This is a genomic window from Pseudomonas sp. 05N431, assembly GCF_056397005.1.
Genome location: NZ_JBFTMN010000003.1, coordinates 445,338 through 466,387, shown reverse-complemented (window position 1 = coordinate 466,387; position 21,050 = coordinate 445,338). Strand labels below are relative to the sequence as shown.

The 21,050-nt window shown below is 58.0% G+C and carries 15 protein-coding genes and 4 tRNA genes; 7 read left to right on the top strand and 12 right to left on the bottom strand.

The genetic code is table 11. From position 1 onward, the window contains the following. Positions 1 to 199 precede the first annotated feature (199 nt). Positions 200 to 2,287 (top strand): carboxy terminal-processing peptidase, encoded by a 2,088-nt coding sequence (locus AC1DIG_RS07620; RefSeq protein WP_477766779.1) that lies wholly within the window; start codon positions 200 to 202, stop codon positions 2,285 to 2,287. Positions 2,288 to 2,414: 127 nt separating this feature from the next. Further along, positions 2,415 to 4,190 carry a bifunctional diguanylate cyclase/phosphodiesterase gene (locus AC1DIG_RS07615; RefSeq protein WP_477766778.1) on the top strand — a complete coding sequence of 592 codons (1,776 nt, stop codon included), beginning with the start codon at positions 2,415 to 2,417 and terminating at the stop codon, positions 4,188 to 4,190. Positions 4,191 to 4,296: 106 nt separating this feature from the next. Here the strand turns inward: AC1DIG_RS07615 and AC1DIG_RS07610 are convergent, their stop codons facing one another. The 7 genes from AC1DIG_RS07610 to AC1DIG_RS07580 all read right to left on the bottom strand — a co-directional run bounded on the left by AC1DIG_RS07610 (position 4,297) and on the right by AC1DIG_RS07580 (position 12,494). Further along, the gene (locus tag AC1DIG_RS07610) at positions 4,297 to 4,710 is read right to left on the bottom strand and encodes a hypothetical protein (RefSeq protein ID WP_477766777.1); all 414 of its coding nucleotides are present in this window, start codon (positions 4,708 to 4,710) and stop codon (positions 4,297 to 4,299) included. Beyond that, positions 4,707 to 9,575 (bottom strand): RHS repeat-associated core domain-containing protein, encoded by a 4,869-nt coding sequence (locus tag AC1DIG_RS07605; RefSeq protein ID WP_477766776.1) that lies wholly within the window; start codon positions 9,573 to 9,575, stop codon positions 4,707 to 4,709. The genes AC1DIG_RS07610 and AC1DIG_RS07605 overlap by 4 nt, the downstream gene beginning before the upstream one ends. A gap of 229 nt (positions 9,576 to 9,804) precedes the next feature. Then, on the bottom strand, positions 9,805 to 10,206 hold the full coding sequence (locus tag AC1DIG_RS07600; RefSeq protein ID WP_477766775.1) for an SEL1-like repeat protein: 402 nt from the start codon (positions 10,204 to 10,206) through the stop codon (positions 9,805 to 9,807). Continuing rightward, positions 10,207 to 10,578: a hypothetical protein gene (locus AC1DIG_RS07595; RefSeq protein WP_019693066.1), complete on the bottom strand. Its 372-nt coding sequence runs from the start codon at positions 10,576 to 10,578 to the stop codon at positions 10,207 to 10,209. Continuing rightward, the gene (locus AC1DIG_RS07590; protein WP_477766774.1) at positions 10,575 to 10,916 is read right to left on the bottom strand and encodes a helix-turn-helix domain-containing protein; all 342 of its coding nucleotides are present in this window, start codon (positions 10,914 to 10,916) and stop codon (positions 10,575 to 10,577) included. Before AC1DIG_RS07590 ends, AC1DIG_RS07595 begins: the two co-directional genes overlap by 4 nt. A gap of 115 nt (positions 10,917 to 11,031) precedes the next feature. After that, a complete protein-coding gene (locus tag AC1DIG_RS07585; protein WP_477766773.1) occupies positions 11,032 to 11,487 on the bottom strand; it encodes a YkvA family protein in 456 nt (151 codons plus the stop codon). 293 nt (positions 11,488 to 11,780) lie between these two features. After that, positions 11,781 to 12,494: an FKBP-type peptidyl-prolyl cis-trans isomerase gene (locus AC1DIG_RS07580; protein WP_477766772.1), complete on the bottom strand. Its 714-nt coding sequence runs from the start codon at positions 12,492 to 12,494 to the stop codon at positions 11,781 to 11,783. A gap of 270 nt (positions 12,495 to 12,764) precedes the next feature. Here AC1DIG_RS07580 and AC1DIG_RS07575 point away from each other — a divergent pair, with 270 nt between their 5' ends. Both AC1DIG_RS07575 and AC1DIG_RS07570 read left to right on the top strand, forming a co-directional pair. Then, complete coding sequence (locus AC1DIG_RS07575) at positions 12,765 to 14,573, top strand: di-heme-cytochrome C peroxidase (RefSeq protein ID WP_477766771.1); 1,809 nt, start codon at positions 12,765 to 12,767, stop codon at positions 14,571 to 14,573. A gap of 28 nt (positions 14,574 to 14,601) precedes the next feature. Beyond that, positions 14,602 to 15,738 carry a catalase family protein gene (locus AC1DIG_RS07570; protein ID WP_477766770.1) on the top strand — a complete coding sequence of 379 codons (1,137 nt, stop codon included), beginning with the start codon at positions 14,602 to 14,604 and terminating at the stop codon, positions 15,736 to 15,738. Positions 15,739 to 15,876: 138 nt separating this feature from the next. Here the strand turns inward: AC1DIG_RS07570 and AC1DIG_RS07565 are convergent. The 4 genes from AC1DIG_RS07565 to AC1DIG_RS07550 all read right to left on the bottom strand — a co-directional run bounded on the left by AC1DIG_RS07565 (position 15,877) and on the right by AC1DIG_RS07550 (position 16,406). Further along, positions 15,877 to 15,953 (bottom strand) — tRNA-Asp (locus AC1DIG_RS07565). 19 nt (positions 15,954 to 15,972) lie between these two features. Beyond that, positions 15,973 to 16,048, bottom strand: a tRNA-Val gene (locus AC1DIG_RS07560). Between the two features lie 186 nt (positions 16,049 to 16,234). Further along, positions 16,235 to 16,311, bottom strand: a tRNA-Asp gene (locus AC1DIG_RS07555). Between the two features lie 19 nt (positions 16,312 to 16,330). Beyond that, positions 16,331 to 16,406: transfer RNA gene (locus AC1DIG_RS07550), tRNA-Val, on the bottom strand. Between the two features lie 160 nt (positions 16,407 to 16,566). Here AC1DIG_RS07550 and rdgC point away from each other — a divergent pair. The 3 genes from rdgC (at position 16,567) to sugE (ending at position 19,030) form a co-directional block, all read left to right on the top strand. Then, on the top strand, positions 16,567 to 17,487 hold the full coding sequence (gene rdgC, locus AC1DIG_RS07545; RefSeq protein ID WP_095147961.1) for a recombination-associated protein RdgC: 921 nt from the start codon (positions 16,567 to 16,569) through the stop codon (positions 17,485 to 17,487). A gap of 145 nt (positions 17,488 to 17,632) precedes the next feature. Beyond that, positions 17,633 to 18,598, top strand: coding sequence for a bile acid:sodium symporter family protein (locus tag AC1DIG_RS07540; protein WP_427546031.1), 966 nt, complete (start codon positions 17,633 to 17,635; stop codon positions 18,596 to 18,598). A gap of 117 nt (positions 18,599 to 18,715) precedes the next feature. Beyond that, a complete protein-coding gene (sugE, locus tag AC1DIG_RS07535) occupies positions 18,716 to 19,030 on the top strand; it encodes a quaternary ammonium compound efflux SMR transporter SugE (protein WP_123580246.1) in 315 nt (104 codons plus the stop codon). A gap of 107 nt (positions 19,031 to 19,137) precedes the next feature. On the opposite strand, the gene AC1DIG_RS07530 is transcribed toward sugE, so the two are convergent. Beyond that, complete coding sequence (locus tag AC1DIG_RS07530) at positions 19,138 to 21,012, bottom strand: MFS transporter (protein ID WP_477766769.1); 1,875 nt, start codon at positions 21,010 to 21,012, stop codon at positions 19,138 to 19,140. Positions 21,013 to 21,050: the final 38 nt, after the last annotated feature.

Sequence of the window (21,050 nt, the reverse complement as noted above, 5' to 3'; positions counted from 1 at the left end):
GACTGAGCCCGATGCTGTAGCGCCGGGTTTTTTGCATTATGCGACCGGCCCAGGGTCGTACGAAAATTCGCCGAGTGGCGATCAGGCTGTTTTAACCCAGCCTGATCGATACGCGAGCAGTTTGCGTAGAGCCTTGTGGAACCGGCGACTTTAAAGACGGCCTAATATGCGTTATCAATTGCCCCCGCGTCGAATCAGCATGAAGCATTTGTTCCCCAGCACCGCACTTGCGCTTTTCATTGGCCTGGGCAGCTTGTCGCTGTCGCCTACTACGTTCGCAGCCAATAGCTGGGACAACCTTCAGCCCGATCGTGACGAGGTGATTGCCAGCCTTAACGTCGTCGAGTTGCTCAAGCGCCACCATTACAGCAAGCCGCCGCTCGATAACGCACGTTCCGCGATCATCTACGACAGCTACCTGAAGCTGCTCGATCCGTCGCGCAGTTATTTCATGGCCAGCGACATCGCCGAATTCGACAAATGGAAAAACCAGTTTGACGAGTTCCTCAAAAGCGGTGACCTGAACGCCGGGTTCACCATCTACAAGCGCTATCTGGACCGCGTCAAGGCGCGTCTGGACTTCGCCTTGGTCGAGCTGAACAAAGGCGTCGACAAGATGGACTTCACCACGAAGGAAACCTTGCTGGTCGATCGCAAGGACGCCCCTTGGCTGAAGACCACTGCCGAGCTCGACGACCTGTGGCGCAAACGCGTCAAGGACGAAGTGCTGCGGATGAAGATCGCCGGCAAAGACCCCAAACAGATTCAGGACACCCTGACCAAGCGCTACAAAAATCAGCTGTCGCGCCTGGACCAGACCCGCCCGGAAGACATCTTCCAGGCGTACATCAACAACTTCGCCATGTCCTACGATCCGCACACCAACTATCTGTCACCGGATAACGCGGAGAACTTCGACATCAACATGAGCCTGTCGCTGGAAGGCATCGGCGCCGTGTTGCAGAGCGATAACGACCAGGTGAAAGTCGTGCGCCTGGTGCCGGCCGGCCCGGCGGACAAGACCAAGCAGGTTGCACCGGCCGACAAGATCATCGGCGTTGCCCAAGGCAGTAAAGAAATGGTCGACGTCGTCGGTTGGCGCCTGGACGAAGTGGTCAAGCTGATCCGTGGGCCGAAAGGCACTGTGGTGCGCCTGGAAGTGATCCCGGCCAGCAATGCGCCAAACGACCAGACCACCAAGATCGTCTCGATCACCCGCGAAGCGGTAAAGCTTGAAGATCAGGCGGTGAAGAAGTCGGTCCTCAACCTCAAACAGGACGGCAAGGACTACAAGCTCGGCGTCATCGAGATCCCGGCCTTCTACCTGGACTTCAAGGCGTTCCGCGCCGGTGATCCGGACTACAAGAGCACCACTCGCGACGTCAAGAAACTGCTGACCGAACTGCAAAAAGACAAGGTCGACGGTGTGGTCATCGACTTGCGCAACAACGGCGGCGGTTCCTTGCAGGAAGCCACCGAGCTGACCAGTCTGTTCATCGACAAAGGTCCGACCGTGCTGGTTCGTAACGCCGACGGCCGGGTCGATGTACTGGAGGACGAAAGCCCGGGTGCCTTCTACAAAGGTCCGATGGCGTTGCTGGTCAACCGTCTGTCTGCTTCGGCTTCGGAGATTTTTGCCGGCGCCATGCAGGACTACCACCGTGCACTGATCATCGGCGGCCAGACCTTCGGTAAAGGCACCGTGCAAACCATCCAGCCGCTGAACCATGGCGAGCTGAAACTGACACTGGCCAAGTTCTACCGGGTTTCCGGACAGAGCACCCAGCATCAGGGCGTATTGCCGGATGTCGACTTCCCGTCGATCATCGACACCAAGGAAATCGGCGAGAGCGCCCTGCCGGAATCCATGCCGTGGGACACCATTCGCCCGGCCATCAAGCCGGCAGTCGACCCGTTCAAACCGTACCTGGCACAGCTCAAGTCCGAGCATGATGCCCGTTCGGCCAAGGACGCGGAGTTTGTGTTCATTCGCGACAAGCTGGCGCTGGCCCAGAAGCTGATGGCAGAAAAAACCGTCAGCCTCAATGAAGCCGAGCGTCGCGCGCAACACGCCGATATCGAAGCCAAGCAGCTGGTGATGGAAAACATCCGCCGCAAGGCCAAGGGCGAAGAGCCGCTCAAAGAACTGAAGAAAGAAGACGAGGACGCCATCGCGGCCGAGCCAGAAAAGACCAAACCGGAAGACGACGCCTACCTGAGCGAAACCGGGCGGATCCTGCTGGATTACTTGAAGCTGAACACCGCGGTCGCCAGCAACAAAAAGTGATGGCAATTTAATGCTGACGATCCCCGGATCGTCATCAAACAGTCATCATTCTGTCGTGAAATAAAGGACTGGGCACGCTCCCTGAAAAAGAGCAGGTCCGGTCCTTTTTTTATCGCCAGAGATCGCCATGACCACGACCGAACAGCTGAGTGCCTTGAGTTCAATCCTGGCTCAAAGTGGTTTGCACAGTCTGTTCCAACCGATCGTTTCTCTGTCCGAACGACGCATCCTCGGCTATGAAGCCCTCAGTCGCGGCCCCTCCAACAGCCCTCTGCATTCGCCCATCGCGTTGTTCGCCGTGGCCCGCCAGGCTGGCCGTCTCAGCGAACTGGAAATGGCCTGCCGACACAGCGCCTGCCGCCGCTTCAATGAACAACAGTTACCGGGCAAACTGTTTCTCAACGTCTCTCCCGAATCGTTGCTCGAAGCCGGCCATCAACCCGGCAGAACCCTGCAAATGCTCCAGGACTTCGGCATTCCGCCCAGTCAGGTGGTGATCGAGCTGACCGAACAAACCCCGACCGACGATTTTCAGTTGCTGCAAAACGCGCTGCATCACTACCGGGCCATGGGTTTTTCGATTGCACTGGATGATCTGGGGGCCGGGTATTCGAGCCTGCGACTCTGGTCGGAACTGCGTCCGGACTATGTGAAGATCGACCGGCATTTCATCGACGGCATTCATCAGGACGCGCTGAAGCGCGAATTCGTCGGCTCGATCCTGCAGATCGCCAAAGCTTCGCGGGCACAAGTCATTGCCGAAGGTATCGAACTGCCGGAGGAACTCGCGGTGTTGACCGAGATGGGGGTCGACCTGGTGCAGGGCTATCTGTTATGCCGTCCGCAGGAGCACCCGCCACGGGACGCCCGGACGATGATGCCCAAGCACGACAGCAGCGCAGTGGCGCTCAACGAAGAAGGCAGCGACCTCAGCGCCCTGCTCAACGAACATCCGGCGGTGGACCGCGATACCCCTACCGCTGACGTGCTGGAGGCCTTCCGTCGTCAGGCCAACCTGAACTCGCTGGCAGTGCTCGACGAACTCGGTCAGCCCTGTGGCATTGTCCACCGGCATTCGCTGTCCGATGCGCTGCTCAAGCCGTTTGCCACCGATCTGTTCGCGCGCAAGCCGATCAGCCGGCTGATGAGCGATGACTTCCTCGCCGTCGAGCTCAGCCAATCGCTGCAACAGGTCAGCCGGCTGATCACCAGCCGCGCCCGGCAGCGCATCGAAGAAGACTTCATCATCACCCTCAACGGTGGCTATCTCGGCCTGGGCCGGGTAATCGACGTGCTCAAACTGATTACCGAACTGAAAATCCAGCAAGCCCGCTACGCCAACCCGCTGACCTTGTTGCCGGGCAACGTGCCGATCCAGCAGTGCCTGACCCGACTGTTGCAACAGAGCCGCGAGTCGGTGATCTGCTACGTCGACATCGACAGTTTCAAGCCTTTCAACGATATCTACGGCTACGGCCGTGGTGACGAAGTCCTACTGTGCCTGGCGCAATGCCTGAACGACCGCGTCGACCCCAGCCGCGATTTCGTCGGGCATATCGGCGGTGATGATTTCCTGCTGGTCCTCGGCCCGGAAGACTGGCGCAAGCGCCTGAACCAGCTGCTCGAGGACTTCCACAGCCAATGCCGACGCTTCTACCGCAGCGAACACCTGGAAGCCGGCTGCTTCATCGCGCCCAATCGTCAGGGCATCCGCCAGGAATTTGCGCTGCTGTCGCTGTCGATTGGCGTGGTGCATCTACACCCGCAGGCCTGCGGACAACTCGATGCCAGCCAACTGGCGGAAATGGCCTCACAGGCTAAGCATCATGCGAAGAATGTGCTGGGGGGGAGTATTTATGTGATTGATAGTTTGGGGGTGGAGGTGCTAGCTCAAACCGTTTAGCAGAGAGATATGAACTGATCTCTATCATCACACATAACGGCCTCTTCGCTGACTTGCCAGCAAATTAAAATGACATCCCCATAAAAATAAATTCGTTAAATCAAGATCACTCATCATCAATAGGCTTCTCTGACTTCACCCAGCGCATATAAAACTCTCTCTGAGCACCATAGTCATTCGTGAGCTCACCTTCGGCATAATCAAATATATATACAACATCATCTAGCGAAGACGCCTTTCCCAAAGTCAGCTCATAGGCTTTCAAACCAAGCGACATCTGAGAAGACATACTCGACGTATGAACATTAACTTTCGTTCCCTTACAGTAAAAAATCAACTCAGGGTGATCTTCTCTAACCCTCGCAAAACACTTGTAAAAATCATGACCAGAGTAAACTTTGCGATAACCATTGCGCATCAAAAACTCTATCGTAATTTTCTTTTTATCGCAGATAAGCTGGGCGCCCTCCTTATCACCATTAACACCAACAACTATATCCACAATGATTGTAGACTTCATTCTTTTATCTTCCTATTTGGATTAGGTATGGAATATCCAAACTCGCGACCATTGTCTATGATTAGCGTTGCACCAAGAACATCTTCACCCTTGATTTTAGAAGGTATTGCTATTTCCTTCTCTTTGCCAAACAGATAATCCGCTCCCAATTCTTTTTTTAGATCACGGCCTGGAATTTTTCGTAGAGTATACAAGTAACCCATCTGCGTATTGTTATTCGTAGCAAACTTCTTCCCTACATCCCTTGAGGTGGAGGTGCTAATAAAGTTGCTGGGCGGATAATCACTATCAAGTGAATGAAGCAATAGGTCATTGCTTTTCCCTTTACTCTTGAATCCATGTTGAAACACATCATCGGGCTCTCGTTGATCTCCACGATATAGATAATCACCCTCTCCTTTCGGTAGTTTCGGCTCGCCTCCGTCTACCCCCGCCTTTCCCGCCGGATTTTCCGCCTCCCCCGGCTTCTTGCACTTACCTGCCCCCGGGCAGTCATTCAACCCCAACGGATCCACCCACCCCGTCGGATTCGGGGTGTACTGGTAGCCGTTTAGCCCGCCCGCCAGCTTGCTTGGATCCGGCGTCAGGTAGCGGCCGATGTCCGGATTGTAGTAGCGATGCCGGTTGTAGTGCAGGCCGCTTTCGGCGTCGAAATACTGCCCTTGAAAGCGCAGCGGCTGCTCAAGCTGTTCTTCGCCAAAGTGCTTCAGGCTGGCGAGTTTTCCGTAAGCCTTGTAGGTCGCCGACCAGACGATTTCGCCGCTGTAATCCGTCAGTTCCTGCGGAGTGCCGAGGTGGTCGAGTTGGTAGTAGAACGGGCAGGCCTTGCGCGGGCCTTTGCCGTCGAGCAGGGCCAGGGGGCGAAAGCTGCCGGGTTCGTAGAGGTAGCTGCGGTAGTGTTCTTTGCTGCTTTCGGCGACGAGCTTGTCGCCTTGCCAGAAGAACTCGGTGGTGTGGCCGTCGACGGTTTTGGTGATGCGCCGACCGAAGGCGTCATAGCGGTAGCTGGCGGTTTTGCCATCCGGCAGCGTGACGCCGATCAACCGGTGCTGGCAGTCGTAGCGGTATTCGGTGACGAGTGTTTGTGCGGTGCCGCGGCGCTCAAAGATCAGGTTGCCGAAGGCATCGTAGTCGTAATGGCGGTCGCCTTGCAGCAGCAGGCGGTTGCCTTTGATCGTCGCCAGGCCCGGACGATCCTGCATCTGCAGGTTGCCGGCAGGGTCATGGGCGAAGCTTTCCTGCTGTGGGTCGCGAGAGTGGCGGACGCGAACCAGGCGGTTCAGCGCGTCGTAGTGATAATTGCGCTGACCATAATGACTGTCGGCAATGAAGTCGAGGTTGCCGTTGGCGCTGTAGGCGTAATCGCGGCGATGGCGTGGCTGTTCAGCGAGAGAGACCGCGTGGGCGTGCAACCGACCCTGCTCATCGTAGTGATACCGACTGAGCAATTGGCCCTGCTGGCGTTGCTGCTCGCGTCCCGCGTCAAAGATATGCGTGGTCAGCCGCGAGCCGTTGAGGTCAATAGCGGTGAGTGCCCCGCCCTTGGCGTGGTGGTAGTCGAGGGTGCTGTTGTCCGGCAGGCGCAGGTGATCGAGTTGACCGCAAGCGTTGTAGCGATAACGCAGCGTGCCCCAGCCTTGATGCTCAGTGATCAGCCGGTCCTGCTGGTCGTACTCGAACTCCAACGGGTGGTCGCAACCGTCATCGACGCTGACCAGACGACCAAGGCTGTCGTAGCGATAGTCGACCTTCTCGCCATCGGGCAAGGTCTTGACCAGCAACCGCCCTGCCGAGTCCCGCTGGTAGGCGGTGATCAGCGTTGAGCCGTCATCGCCAAACTCGGTTTTCTCCAGCAGATGGCCGTTGAGGTCATAGCGGTACGCGGTGCGCCGACCATCAAAGCCGGTTTCTTGCTCGATCAGCCCGTTGGTGCCGTACGCCAGCTGATACTTTTCGCCCACCTCATTTTCGATTTCGCTGAGCAACAGCCGCGCGTTGTCGTAGCGATAGTGCAGCTGGCTGCCGTCGGCATTGATGCGACGGCTGACCAGATGCAGGTCATCGGCGTATTCGTAGCGCGTGACCTGGCCAGACTCATCGCGTTCGGCGATGAGTTTTCCGTAGGCGTTGTAGCTGAAGGCGCGGGTGACTCCTCCCGGCAAAGTGGTCTGGATCAGCCTGCCGAGAACGTCCCACTGATACTGGGTGACCGCACCCTGTGCGTCCTGACGGCGACTTTGCCGGCCCAACGCGTCGTAAGCGAAATAGCGCCGGCCACCGTCCGGCAATTGCTCTTCGGTCAGTTGCCCGAGGTTGTTCCAGACAAGAAGGTGACAACTGTTATCCGGATAGCGGATCGACAGCAGTCGCCCTCGATCATCGTACTGGTAATGGGTGATGTGCCCATCAGGGTCGATTTGTTCGGTGATATCGCCATGAATGTTTCGCTGGTACTTCCAACGCGCCTTGCCCCGACGCATCACCCGAACGAAACCGTTGTGATACTCGTAGCAAGTCGGTTCGTCTTCTGGCGGAATGACCGCCAGCAACCGCCCGGCGTCGTCATAGGTGTATTGGGTGACGCCGCCGAGAGGATCTTTCTCGGCCACCAACTGACCGTTATCGTCGTAAGCCTTCAGGTGTTCGGCACCGTCCGGCTCGACCTTGCGCACCAGCCGCGCCTGCTGATCGTGGACGTAAACCTCTTGGCTGCCATCGGCGTTCTGCACCGTGACGCTGCCGTTATCGTCCCAGGCATAACGTGCGTCCATCTGCGCAAAACTCGCCCAGTGCCGCACGCATCGGGCGGCTTTGCCTTCGCGTTCCCACTCCCAGAAAAAACTTGCGCCGCCGGCCAGTTGCCGCTGGAGAATCACCGCCTGATTGTCGTAGTCGTAGCGCTCGCTTTCGCCCGCGGCGTTGACGACTTCGATCAGTCGATGGCAGTCGTCATAGCGATAGGTGACCAGCGTTTGCTCGGTTTGCCAGGCTTCATCGGCACTCGCCGCCGCGCGATAGACTTGATAGTCGACGGCGATCAGATGTCGCCGGTCGTAACACAACAGCAAGGCGCGACCGGCGCCGTTGTCCAGACGTTTGATCCGCGCCTGGCGATCACGGGTGATACGCAGGCGGTTGTTGTAAGGGTCGCTGATGGCCGTGAGGTTACCGTCACGAAAATGGTAGAACCGTGTCGCCTCACCGGCCTGGGCGAGGATCAATTCATCGGCGTCGTCGCCCAGATAAATCGCCGCACGGGACAAACTGTTGTGGATCGCCGGACGCTCGGTGCTGGGTCTCGGAAAGCGTGTGCGGCGGTTTTCGTGGTCGATCCAGACGACGTTGTCGCCGTCGATTTCCAGGCGATGCGCCAGCGAATGGCTCCAGCCAAAGCCCAGTCCGCTATTGATCTCGGCGGCGCTGGTGCGATAGAGCCGGGTGAAGGCAAACGGCAGTACGCCGTCGAGCTCTCCATCGGTGAGGGTCAGCAGTTCTTCACCGGTAACCATCGACACCGGGCAGTTGTGGGTGGCGGTTTTATCTGCCGAATCGGCGCTGTCGCCGTTGGGGTTTTTCGCCTGATCCGGGGCGTTGTCGTGATGCTCCTGCTTGCTCAGGCTGGTCCTGGGCCCAGACTTGTCGCGGGCGATGGCCGCAGGGTTTTTCACGTAAAGGGTTTGCGCTTCGCGGGGGGTAATCTTCAGAGGCCCTCGGGGTGTTGGCGCCAGTGACGCCTTCCGGGCACTCACCATCAGCGGCTTGAGCGCATCGGCGTGACTGCTGAAACGCTGATTGCTCGACACTTGCGCCAGCCGGATGCTCAAGGTTGCCAGCCACTGTCGAGCACGCTGTGACTTGATCTTCCCCAGCACTTTGGCGCCCACACCCGCCCCAACGCCCATAGGTCCGGTCACGCAAGCCAGCAGCAATCCGATCAATACGCCGGTACGAATTTCGGCCATTACTTCGGCTTCGTACTGCGGCGGCAGCATCCGCAACCAACTGGTGACGGCCGCCAGATAGATGAACAGCAACGGTTCATCGCTGAGCACCAGCAAGCCATTGGCAATCGCTTCTGTGGAAGCGTTGAGCAGGGTTTCGAGCTCGGCCTGGGTCAGGTACTCGAGGAGCTTTTCACTGTTGGTTTGCAGGTCGGCCAGCAAGTGATAGAGCTGCTGAACATCATCCCAAAGGTCGAGCAAGGCGCTTTCAACACCCCGTTGATCAGCCTGCTGCAACGCGTTGTAGCGCTCAAGAAAACCGCTCTGCGAAAAGCTCGCCCACAATGGTTGAAACTCGTTCGTCCATTCGCTTCGCAGCCAGTCCTCAAGCTCGGCAATGATGGTTTGATAAGAGGCGTAGAGCGCCTTGACGTGATCTTGAGAGACGTTGGGGTAAAAGGTGATTCGGTGCCGCTGGCCACGCCAGCATTCGGGGACTTCGAGGATGCCGCTGGGGCCGATCATTGCGTGGACCGGCTCGCCGACCACCTCATCCCCGTCCGGCCCATCGACCAATGCTTCGAGCATCACTGGGGTATTGCCGATCGGCACGAAACGCGCCGCCTTGAACATGTGCACCAGGGTCAATGATCCACCGGCCGGACAGGATGCAACGGTGGCACTGATCGGTGTGGTCGAGTTTTTCGGGGCGCTGAGGCTGACGTCGTTGCCGACCTTGAACACCTGCTCGACATCCAGCCCTGCGCCCGTCCAGAAACTTTCGGCCCAGGAATCGTAATCGCTGAGGCAGTGCCGAAAGTCATTGAAGACCGCCGCAATGTCCGGGTCTTTCGGGTTCAGCGCAGCAATGACCAAATGGCCAATGGCAGTGTTCAAGGCCTGCAGTTTTTTTGGATCGAGCATTCGCAATCTTCGCGCGGTCGCTGTGGGACGCGAGACTGTGCGGGGATTGCGCGGGGAATGAAGTCAGGACAAACGGAGGATGATGTAGGGTATTTCGCTAATGAAAAGGGAATGGCTCAATCAAGCAGAGCGGGCACTGCTTGATCGGCGAATAGGTTACAAACGCCCGTAGGAAAGTGGCTTACCCGCGATCGCAGGCAAACCGGATCAGCCCATGTGAGAGTGGCCGTCAAGCATCACGTGACGCCAGTTCCTTGAGCTTGATCTCGGCCAGCGGGTGTCCGGCCTTGGCCGCCATCTGCCACCAGCGCGCCGCCTCGGCAGCATCAGGGGCCTTGCCCGGTGCTCCGGCAAGGCTGATCACGCCGACCTGATAGGCCGCTTTACCGTCCCCGGCCAATGCGGCAAGGCGCAACAAACGTACGCCCTCTTCACGAGCTCCGAGGCCTTGGCCACGGAACGTCAGAATGTGGCCATAGAAGCTTTGCGCACCGACATCACCGAGGTTCGCCATGCGTGCGAACTGGCCTTCAAGCCAGCTCCAGCCACGTGGCTGGCGGACAAACCATGACCAATGAAACAGCCTGCGTGCCAGCCAGTAACTGGCACGGGCCTTGAGTCGCCAGAGCATTCAGGCCTCCGCAGATTCGGGGTATTCGTACTCAAACACCCGCACCACTTCCGATGCATGCCAGGACGCGGCAGCCACGCCATCGGAAGGCCCGGAGAAACGCCCCAGCCGCTCGACGCATTCGAAGAACCCGGTGCGCGGCAGACGGCTAGCGCCCTGGCTGATCACCAGCGAACTGCGCAGCGGCTGCTCGGCCCGTGCATCCAGAGCTGCCAGGTGCTCAAGCGCGGCAGTCAGGGTTTGCATGGCCGGGCTTGGCAACTGCAAACGTTCAAGCAAAGCACGATAAGTCAGAAGATGACGCTGGCGGCGGGCCTGATCCAGTTCGCCGATTAAACCGTCCCAATGTTGACGACTGATGCGTACGCTCACGATTCATCCCTCCATCCCGGCACCGTCAATTCCCAGGCCAGGCTGCGGCGAATCGCTGCGTCGGGTTGACGCTCGCCACTTTCGATCAAGGCCAGGTAAGACGGGCTGATGCCTACCGTGCGGGCCAGCGCCTCAATGGCGATGCCCTTCCCTTCGCGCAAACTGCGTAGTTGATCCAGACCCGGAAGAACCTGGTCTGCTGCGGCCGCGTGATGGACTGTCGCTTCACGCGGTGGTTGTTCAGTGACGCCTGCTGCTTTCAATAACGCTTGATACTGAGCCCACGGCAGAACCGCGTATTCGGGTTCGCCATCACGTGCAATTATCTGAATATCCATGACTACCCCGTAGGACAACAACACTTAGCGAGTCAGCACTTTTCCTTAGAAGTGTAATCCTAACAGCCGCCAAGGTCGCGAGGGGGGATCAATCTGTGGATGAACCTGATTCAACTCAGGTTTTTTTCGGGCCTTGCAGTTGCAATTGCTCCGGTGTATCAGGCAAGCGCTCCACGACCGCAAGCTTTTCTGGACTCTGACGGTCGCGCCAGGCACGGAAAGCGTTCAGTTCGTCATCGAGGGTTTTCATCACCCAGGCCAGCACGGCGATGTCATCGAGCATGCCAAATACCGGGATGAAATCCGGGATCGCGTCAAGTGGGCTGAGGAAGTACATCAGCCCCGCCACCACGGTCAGCATCGACTTGCGACTGATGTCCCGATACTCGCCGCGCCAGTACGCCAGGCACAATGCCTGCAGCAATCGCAGGTCGTCTTTAAGTTTGCCCAAACGGTTACCCTGGCTCGCGCCTTTTCTGGCAACGGCAAACAACAGGGCAGGTAATCGCCCGCGACTGAGCAACCTTCCCGCCAAGGGTAGAAATCGAGCGAAATCCCAGGGTGCTTTCATCATCTCTCCCGCTGAAATGTTATCCACACAAATTGTGGATAACCTTGTGAACAGAGCCGCTTTTCACGCCTGAAGGCCCCGTCTTACAAGGGCCCGGCTCAGATCGGGCGTTTTTTACTCACATAAAAAAACCCAATATTTCATTGACTTGGCAACCTGCTGCGTTTAGCTGCGGCACCCTCAATGCTGTGACTCCACTCCACCGCGTCCGTTCGCTTGAATTGTCGACCACTGAACGCCAGATGCAACAACGCCCCGTATGAACGGGGCGTTGTTTTTATAACAGACGCTGATTACTTGGCGGCGTCTTGTTTTGCCGGATCTTTGATCGCCAGCAGTTCCAGGTCGAATACCAGCACCGAATTGGCCGGGATTGCCGGGCTAGGGCTTTGTGCGCCGTAGGCCAGATCGCTAGGGATGTACAGTTTGTACTTCTCGCCAACGTGCATCAGTTGCAGACCTTCAACCCAACCCGGGATCACGCCGCTGACCGGCAGATCGATCGGGCTTCCGCGCTCGACGGAGCTGTCGAAAACGGTGCCGTTGGTCAGCTTGCCAGTGTAGTGAACAGTCACTACGTCAGTCGGCTTAGGCTGTGGGCCATCGGCTTTCTTGACCACTTCGTACTGCAGACCCGAAGCAGTGGTAACGATACCCGGCTTCTTCGCGTTGTCTTCGAGGAATTTCTTGCCAGCAGCTGCCGACTCTTCGCTCATCTTGGCCAGACGCTCTTCAGCGCGCTTTTGCAGCGCAGCGAAAGCTTCGACCAGTTCGTCATCCTTCAGCTTCTGTTCTTTCTTGCCGACGGCATCTTCGATGCCTTGGGCTACGGCTTTGGAATCCAGGTCATCCATGCCTTCCTGAGCCAGGCTCTTGCCCATGTTCAGGCCAATACCGTAGGAAGCTTTTTGCGCCGGGGTTTTCAGCTCAACGCTGGTCTGCGAGTCACAACCCGCGAGTACCAGGCTAACCAGGGCCACCGCCGCCGCCAACCGATGCTGTTTCATGCTATTTCCTTGTTCATGCGCCTAAAGGGCAATCGAATAAAGCCGCGAGCTTATCAGGCCGCCACGACCAATGGCTACCGGCATGAGAGCAGGAAAGCTCCGATAAGTTCAGGTCTTTTAACGCATTTTGCGCGGGGTGGTCATGAAGCTTCTGTCAGCTTCTTCTCAGTGTAATAAACGCCGGTTCCTACAGCGTCTGGCGTAATGGCCACTTGCCGCGTACCCGGAGCTAAGGCATAACAAGGCTATAAATCGACAAGGAAGTCTAACTTGCGCCTCTTGATCCGTGTGCTGTTGCTGATAATCACCCTGCTGGCGGTCGCTCTGGCGGTGGTCCTGTATTACGTCGCCAACCCGAAGCTGCCTGCCTATACGCCAGTCGAGCAGGTGAACTACCTCGAGCAGTGGGACGCCGCCGACCGCCAGACCTACTACTTCACGCCGCAGGGTACGCAGGTCAAAGGCCTGCGCTACAACTGGTTCACAGCACTTGAACTGCCGTTCTCGGAGCAACGCTTTGCCACGCCCGAATACCTGGCGCGTTTTGGTTTTCTGGTGGATCCCACCCAGAAAGCTACGCCAAACAACCCCGGCAACCTGCCCGTCGGCTTCGCCCGTCATCAGAATCCAGGCAGTAAAGAAGAGTATCTGGATGTTACCTGCGCCGCCTGCCACACCGGCGAGCTGCGCTTCAAAGGCCAGGCAATACGCATCGACGGTGGCTCGGCCCAGCACGTATTGCCTTCCAGTGTCCCCACTCTGCGCGGCGGCAGTTTCGGTCAGGCATTGGTCGCAAGCCTCGCCTCGACCTACTACAACCCCTGGAAATTCGAACGCTTCGCACGCAATGTGCTCGGTCCGGACTATGACGCCCAGCACTCACAACTGCGCCAGGACTTCAAAACGTCGCTGGATACTTTCCTGCGCGCTGCCTGGAATGACACCCACCGCGGCCTATACCCCACCGAAGAAGGCCCAGGCCGTACCGACGCTTTCGGCCGTATCGCCAATGCCAGTTTCGGCGACGCCATTTCGCCGAACAACTACCGAGTGGCCAATGCGCCCGTGGACTACCCGCAGCTATGGGATATCTGGAGTTTCGACTGGGTGCAATGGAACGGCTCAGCGCAGCAACCCATGGCGCGCAACATCGGCGAAGCTCTGGGCGTCGGCGCGACGCTGAGCTTCTTCGATGCCGCCGGCCAACCGCTCAAGGGCGACGATCGCTACCCTTCGAGCGTGCGAGTACGTGACCTGCATCTGATCGAAGAAACCCTGAAGCGACTCAAACCACCGGCCTGGCCCGAAGCAGTGCTCGGTAGCATCGACAGACCGTTGGCCGCCAAGGGCCGCACGCTGTTCGCCGAAAACTGCGCCGGTTGCCATGTACCGAACGTGACAGAGACCAATGGTCGACCTGAGCAGAAATTGAAAATGTTGCCGGTGGACGTCATTGGCACCGACCCAGGCGCCGCCAACAACATCGCCGACCAACGTTTCGACCTGAGCGCGCTCAAGTGGGACCGGGACGAACTGACGAAACTGGACGTCAAACTGCACCCAACGCCTGCCGGACCACTGGACCTGAGCAAACTCTCGGTTGCCAAAGGACTGGCCTACGTAACGGCCTTCGTCGAGAACCGCGCTTACCGTGATGCCAACGTCACGCCTGAAGAGCGCCCCGCCATGGATGGATTCGGCCTTCCGATTGGCGTTCGTGAACTACGCGCCTACAAGGCCCGACCGTTGGTGGGCGTTTGGGCGACGCCACCGTTTCTGCATAACGGTTCAGTACCGAACATCTACCAACTGCTCTCGCCGCAGGATGAGCGCGCAACCACTTTCTATAGAGGCACGTTCGAATACGACCCGCAGCACCTGGGTTATCGCCCGGAAGCCTTCAGCAACGGTTTTGAATTCGACACGCGAATCACCGGCAACCACAACAGTGGTCACGAATTTCGTGCCGGCGAACGAGGCAATGGGGTCATTGGCCGCCTGCTGCAACCCCAAGAGCGCTGGGCACTACTGGAATACCTGAGGGTGCTCGGTGGCCCTTTGGAATCGCAACTACCATGACCATCACCTCTGCCCAAAGGACTTGTGCATGTTGATCACGCTTTGGCTGCGCGTCGGCGTATTGCTCGGCAAGACCTTGCTGTTCCTGGTGGGTCTCGGCTTGCTGGGCTGGGCGGTGGCGACAGCCTGGTTCGCTTGGCATCACAGCGGCCCGGTCTCTGCCAAAGAACAGATTCCGGCGGGTGAAGCGGCAATGACGCGGGACATCATCCAGACCGCCGTGCGCATCGTCGACCAGCACCGCGAAAACACTCGCTTCCTGCGCGATGCCCACGCCAAGGCGCATGGCTGCGTAAAGGCCGAGGTTCAAGTGTCGGCCGACCTGGCGCCTGAACTGCGCCAAGGTGTCTTTAGCGAAGCCGGCAAGACCTGGCAAGCTGTCTTGCGACTGTCCAACGGCAACGCCTATCCACAATTCGATAGCGTGCGCGATGCCCGAGGCATGGCGATCAAATTGCTTGATGTACCGGGAACGCAGCTACTCAAGGATCAGCAGAGCCGCAACGAGCAGGACTTCGTGATGTTCAGCCATCCGAACTTCTTCGTCAGCAATGTCGCCGAGTACCGTCAGAACGTCGCAGCCCAGGCCGATGGCAAGCAAATCATGGCGTTCTTTCCGAGTTGGGATCCGCGCAGCTGGCAGGTACGTCACCTGTTCATTGCCTTGGTGACCCTGGCGCCAGCCCCGGCCAGCCCGACCCAGACCACTTATTTTTCCGTCTCGCCGTATAAATTCGGTACGGCGAATGCCAAGTTTCGTGTCGCACCAGACCCTGACAGCTGCCCCGGCTACACCCTGCCTGCGCAGAATCAAGCGCTGCCAAACTTTTTGCGCAGTGCACTGAATCAACAGTTATCAACGGATCGGGTGCCCGCGTGTTTTGTCTTGCAGATCCAGCGCCAGGACCCGACCAGATACATGCCGATCGAAGACACCAGCATCGAATGGCGCGAAAGCGATGCGCCGTTCGAGACCGTGGCGCGGATCCGGATCCCCGCCCAGGACTTCGACACGCCAGCGCTGAACCTGCAATGCGATAACCAGTCCTTCAACCCCTGGTTTGGCCTGGAAGCTCATCGCCCTATTGGCGGTATCAATCGGCTACGCAAGGCAGTGTACGAAGCGGTCAGTGATTACCGGCACGCACGCAATGCTGAACAGTAAGCCGAAAACGAAAAAAGCGACCCGAAGGTCGCTTTTCTATTAGAGGTAATGACTTAACAAAACCCCAGACAGCAAAAAGCCCGCATTAAGCGGGCTTTCTGTGGTGACCTGGCGTTCAGCGTTCCAGGTTACCGAATATGGCGCAGCGGACGGGACTCGAACCCGCGACCCCCGGCGTGACAGGCCGGTATTCTAACCGACTGAACTACCGCTGCGCGTAGCGTTGAAAGTAAGTGGTGGGTGATGACGGGATCGAACCGCCGACATTCTGCTTGTAAGGCAGACGCTCTCCCAGCTGAGCTAATCACCCTTTACCTTCGTTGCGGGGCGCATTGTGCCACAAAAATTCATAACATGCTGATTTAATTAAGAAATTTATTAAAAAAGCTGAATTTCAATGAAACAACACACATCGCATGGAACTCTTACAGCAAAAAGCCCGCGTGAGCGGGCTTTCCGTGGTGACCTGGCGTTCAGCGTTCCAGGTTACCGAATATGGCGCAGCGGACGGGACTCGAACCCGCGACCCCCGGCGTGACAGGCCGGTATTCTAACCGACTGAACTACCGCTGCGCGTAACACTGAATGCGAATGGTGGGTGATGACGGGATCGAACCGCCGACATTCTGCTTGTAAGGCAGACGCTCTCCCAGCTGAGCTAATCACCCTTCACGTTCGGTGTGGCGCGCATTCTACGGAGCAGCCCAACCTCTGGCAAGCACTTTTTAAAATAATTTTTTCAGGCCTTCCAAAGGCTTAGCTGAGGGTTGGCCTATGACGCTGCGCGGAGAATAATGCCCCCCTTTGTATAAAGGAGAGACTCACCCCATGTGGTTCAAAAACCTGCTTATCTATCGCCTGACCCAAGATCTGCCTTTTGATGCTGAGGCGTTGGAAACTGCACTGGCCACCAAACTGGCGCGTCCATGTGCAAGCCAGGAGTTGACCACCTACGGTTTCGTCGCGCCGTTTGGCAAAGGCGAAGATGCACCTCTGGTGCATGTCAGCGGTGACTTCCTGCTGATCGCCGCTCGCAAGGAAGAACGCATTCTGCCAGGCAGCGTCGTGCGCGACGCGGTCAAGGAAAAGGTCGAAGAGATCGAAGCCGAGCAAATGCGTAAGGTCTATAAGAAGGAGCGTGATCAGATCAAGGATGAAATCATCCAGGCGTTCCTTCCGCGGGCCTTTATCCGTCGCTCGTCGACCTTTGCCGCCATAGCACCGAAACAGGGGCTGATCCTGGTCAACTCCGCCAGCCCGAAACGCGCCGAAGACCTGCTTTCCACTCTGCGTGAAGTAATCGGCACGCTGCCAGTACGTCCGCTGACTGTAAAAATGTCCCCGACCGCGACCATGACTGAGTGGGTCACTACCCAGAAAGCCGCCGACGACTTCTTCGTACTGGATGAGTGCGAACTGCGCGATACCCACGAAGACGGCGGCATTGTTCGTTGCAAGCGTCAGGACCTGACCAGCGAAGAAATCCAGTTGCACCTGAGCACCGGTAAAGTGGTCACTCAGCTGTCCCTGGCCTGGCAAGACAAACTGTCGTTCGTCCTCGACGACAAGATGGTGGTCAAGCGCCTGAAGTTCGAAGACCTGCTGCAGGATCAGGCAGAACAGGACGGTGGCGATGAAGCCCTCGGCCAACTGGACGCCAGCTTCACGTTGATGATGCTGACCTTCGGCGACTTCCTCCCGGCGCTGGTTGAGGCACTGGGCGGCGAAGAGACTCCGCAAGGGATCTAAAAGCTTGTGATATCTACTGTGGGAGCGAGCTTGCTCGCGATAGCGGAGTTTCAGTCAACATCATTGTTGAATGTCAGTCCCGCATCGCGAGCAAGCTCGCTCCCACACTTGTTTTGCGGTGTTACTTAATAATAAGGAACAGGTCATGCGTGCACTGGCAGCACTGAGCCGCTTTGTCGGCAACACTTTCGCTTACTGGGTCTTGATCTTCGCCGTAGTGGCCTTCCTGCAACCGGCGTGGTTCATCGGTTTGAAAGGTGCGATCGTGCCGTTGCTGGGGCTGGTGATGTTCGGCATGGGCCTGACCCTCAAACTTGAAGACTTCGCTGAAGTAGCCCGCCATCCGTGGCGCGTGGCACTGGGCGTGGTCGCACATTTCGTGATCATGCCTGGCGTGGCATGGTTGCTCTGCCAGGCGTTCCACCTGCCACCGGAAATCGCCGTCGGGGTGATTCTGGTCGGTTGCTGCCCAAGCGGCACCTCGTCGAACGTGATGACCTGGCTGGCCCGCGGTGACTTGGCGCTTTCGGTAGCGATTGCCGCCGTCACCACCCTGCTCGCTCCGGTGCTGACGCCCGCCCTGATCTGGTTATTGGCCTCGGCCTGGTTACCGGTATCGTTCATGGAACTGTTTTGGTCGATCCTGCAAGTGGTGTTGCTGCCGATCGTGCTCGGCGTGGTTGCCCAACGCCTGCTGGGAGATCGGGTGCGCCACGCGGTAGAGGTGCTGCCGCTGGTTTCGGTGGTGAGCATCGTGATCATCGTCGCCGCCGTTGTCGCGGCGAGTCAGGCAAAGATTGCCGAATCCGGTCTGCTGATCATGGCCGTGGTGATGCTGCATAACAGCTTTGGTTTTCTGCTGGGCTACTTCACCGGACGCGTGTTCAAGCTGCCGCTGGCGCAACGCAAATCCCTTGCCCTGGAAGTCGGCATGCAGAACTCGGGGCTGGGCGCGGCGCTGGCCAGTGCCCATTTCTCGCCACTGGCGGCGGTGCCGAGCGCGTTGTTCAGCGTTTGGCACAACATTTCCGGGGCGTTGCTCTCGACGTATTTCCGCCGGATGAGCGAGAAACACGACCGCGAACTGGCTGCCCAACAAGCAACCGACTGACCCTGAACTTGATCCCCAGGTTAATAATGGGCACTATAGTGCGCATCGCGAGGACGACCTCGCGGCTCGATCGAGTTACTAATCTGGGGACGACCCCGTCAATCGATGGAGGTCTTCATGCCTTGGATCATTCTGTTTTTCGCTGGCCTGTTTGAAGTCGGCTGGGCCGTTGGCCTGAAATACACCGACGGCTTCAGCCGCCCTCTTCCCACCGTCCTGACTGTCGGCGCCATGGTGATCAGCCTGGGTCTGCTGGGCCTGGCCATGAAGGATCTGCCGCTGGGCACTGCCTACGCCATCTGGACTGGCGTCGGTGCCGTGGGCACGGTTATCGCCGGGATCATCCTGTTTGGTGAATCCATGGCGCTGTTCCGCCTGGCCAGCGTCGCGCTGATCATTGCCGGGTTGGTTGGGCTCAAAGTCAGTACTTAGGCCTCTACCGTCATCGCGAGCAAGCTCGCTCCCACATTGGTTTCGTGTCGTTCACAGATCAAGTGTGGGAGCGAGCTTGCTCGCGATGAGGCCGGCCAAAACACCTACTATCTAACGGTGCCACGCAATTCGCCAACCAGCGCCTGCAACTGTGCTGGCTGCGCGACCTCTACCGCCACCGCCGGTCCGGCCACCACGGTCACCCGCGACCAGAGGCGGTGAAAGAATCCCTTGTTCGGATCGCGACTGAAGAAGCTGCCCCATAACCCTTGCAAGGCCAATGGAATCACCGGCACCGGCGTCTCTTCCAGTATCCGCGTCAGCCCGCCCTTGAACTCATTGATCTCGCCATCGGCGGTCAACTTGCCTTCCGGGAAGATGCACACCAGCTCACCATCCTTCAGGTACTGGGCGATTCGCTTGAAGGCCTTTTCGTAAATCTGACTGTCTTCCTGGCGCCCGGCAATCGGAATGGTCCCCGCCGTGCGGAAGATGAAGTTCAGCACCGGCAAGTTATAGATCTTGTAATACATCACAAAGCGAATCGGCCGACGCACTGCGCCACCAATCAGCAAGGCATCGACGAACGACACATGGTTGCAGACCAGCAACGCCGCGCCTTCGTCAGGAATCAGCTCAAGGTTGCGGTGCTGCACGCGGTACATGGAATGGCTGAGCAGCCAGATCATGAAACGCATGCTGAACTCGGGAACGATGCTGAAGATGTAGGCGTTGACGCCAATGTTCAGCAGCGACACCACCAGAAACAACTGAGGAATCGACAGCTTGACGATGCTCAGCAGCACAATCGAGACAATCGCCGAGACCACCATGAACAGTGCATTGAGGATGTTGTTGGCTGCGATCACCCGCGCCCGCTCGTTTTCGGCGGTACGCGACTGAATCAACGCGTACAGCGGCACGATGTAGAAACCGCCGAAAACCCCCAGCCCGAGAATATCGAACAGCACCCACCACGTATGACCGAAGCCAAGCACTTCGATCCAGCCATGACCTTGAACGCTTTGCGGGATACCACCGGAGCTCCACCACAGCAGCAAGCCAAACACTGTCAGCCCAAAAGAGCCAAACGGCACCAGACCGATCTCGACTTTGCGTCCGGAGAGTTTCTCGCAGAGCATCGAACCCAGCGCGATACCGACCGAGAACACCGTCAGAATCAGTGTCACCACGGTCTCGTCGCCGTGCATCCACTCTTTGGCGTAGGCCGGGATTTGCGTCAGGTAAATCGCCCCGACAAACCAGAACCACGAGTTGCCGACAATCGAGCGCGACACTGCAGGCGTTTGCCCCAGACCCAGACGCAGAGTCGCCCAGGACTGGCTGAAGATATTCCAGTTCAACCGTAGCTCAGGGGTCGACGCTGCAGCACGCGGTATGCCGCGACTAGCCAGATAGCCCAGCACCGCGACACCGATGATCGCCGTGGAGACGATCGGTGCGTAATGACTGGACGACATCATGATCCCGGCGCCGATGGTCCCGGCCAGAATCGCCAGGAAGGTGCCCATTTCCACCAGCCCGTTACCGCCCACCAGCTCTTCTTCGTGTAGGGCCTGGGGCAGGATCGAGTACTTCACCGGGCCGAACAGCGCCGAGTGAGTGCCCATGGCGAACAGTGCCATCAGCATCAGCGACAGGTGATCGAACAGGAAGCCGACTGCGCCGACCGCCATGATCGCGATTTCACCGAGTTTGATCAGACGGATCAGCGCGTCCTTGGCGAACTTTTCACCGAACTGCCCGGCCAGCGCCGAGAACAGAAAGAACGGCAGGATGAACAGCAACGCACACAGGTTGACCCAGATCGAGCGGTCACCCTCGATGGTCAGCTTGTACAAAATGGCAAGGATCAACGACTGCTTGAAGATGTTGTCGTTGAACGCCCCGAGGGACTGCGTAACAAAAAACGGCAGAAACCGCCGCTTGCGAAGCAAGGTGAACTGCGAAGGGTGGCTCATCTTCCATGTCCCTGTGTGGCTTGGATGCTCTTATTGGA

Excerpts from the sequence above, each read along its gene's own strand:
- AC1DIG_RS07620 (WP_477766779.1), top strand. The coding sequence starts at position 200 with ATGAAGCATTTGTTCCCCAGCACCGCACTTGCGCTTTTCATTGGCCTG.
- AC1DIG_RS07615 (WP_477766778.1), top strand. The coding sequence starts at position 2,415 with ATGACCACGACCGAACAGCTGAGTGCCTTGAGTTCAATCCTGGCTCAA.
- AC1DIG_RS07610 (WP_477766777.1), bottom strand. The coding sequence starts at position 4,710 with ATGAAGTCTACAATCATTGTGGATATAGTTGTTGGTGTTAATGGTGAT.
- AC1DIG_RS07605 (WP_477766776.1), bottom strand. The coding sequence starts at position 9,575 with ATGCTCGATCCAAAAAAACTGCAGGCCTTGAACACTGCCATTGGCCAT.
- AC1DIG_RS07600 (WP_477766775.1), bottom strand. The coding sequence starts at position 10,206 with ATGCTCTGGCGACTCAAGGCCCGTGCCAGTTACTGGCTGGCACGCAGG.
- AC1DIG_RS07590 (WP_477766774.1), bottom strand. The coding sequence starts at position 10,916 with ATGGATATTCAGATAATTGCACGTGATGGCGAACCCGAATACGCGGTT.
- AC1DIG_RS07585 (WP_477766773.1), bottom strand. The coding sequence starts at position 11,487 with ATGAAAGCACCCTGGGATTTCGCTCGATTTCTACCCTTGGCGGGAAGG.
- AC1DIG_RS07580 (WP_477766772.1), bottom strand. The coding sequence starts at position 12,494 with ATGAAACAGCATCGGTTGGCGGCGGCGGTGGCCCTGGTTAGCCTGGTA.
- AC1DIG_RS07570 (WP_477766770.1), top strand. The coding sequence starts at position 14,602 with ATGTTGATCACGCTTTGGCTGCGCGTCGGCGTATTGCTCGGCAAGACC.
- rdgC (WP_095147961.1), top strand. The coding sequence starts at position 16,567 with ATGTGGTTCAAAAACCTGCTTATCTATCGCCTGACCCAAGATCTGCCT.
- AC1DIG_RS07540 (WP_427546031.1), top strand. The coding sequence starts at position 17,633 with ATGCGTGCACTGGCAGCACTGAGCCGCTTTGTCGGCAACACTTTCGCT.
- sugE (WP_123580246.1), top strand. The coding sequence starts at position 18,716 with ATGCCTTGGATCATTCTGTTTTTCGCTGGCCTGTTTGAAGTCGGCTGG.
- AC1DIG_RS07530 (WP_477766769.1), bottom strand. The coding sequence starts at position 21,012 with ATGAGCCACCCTTCGCAGTTCACCTTGCTTCGCAAGCGGCGGTTTCTG.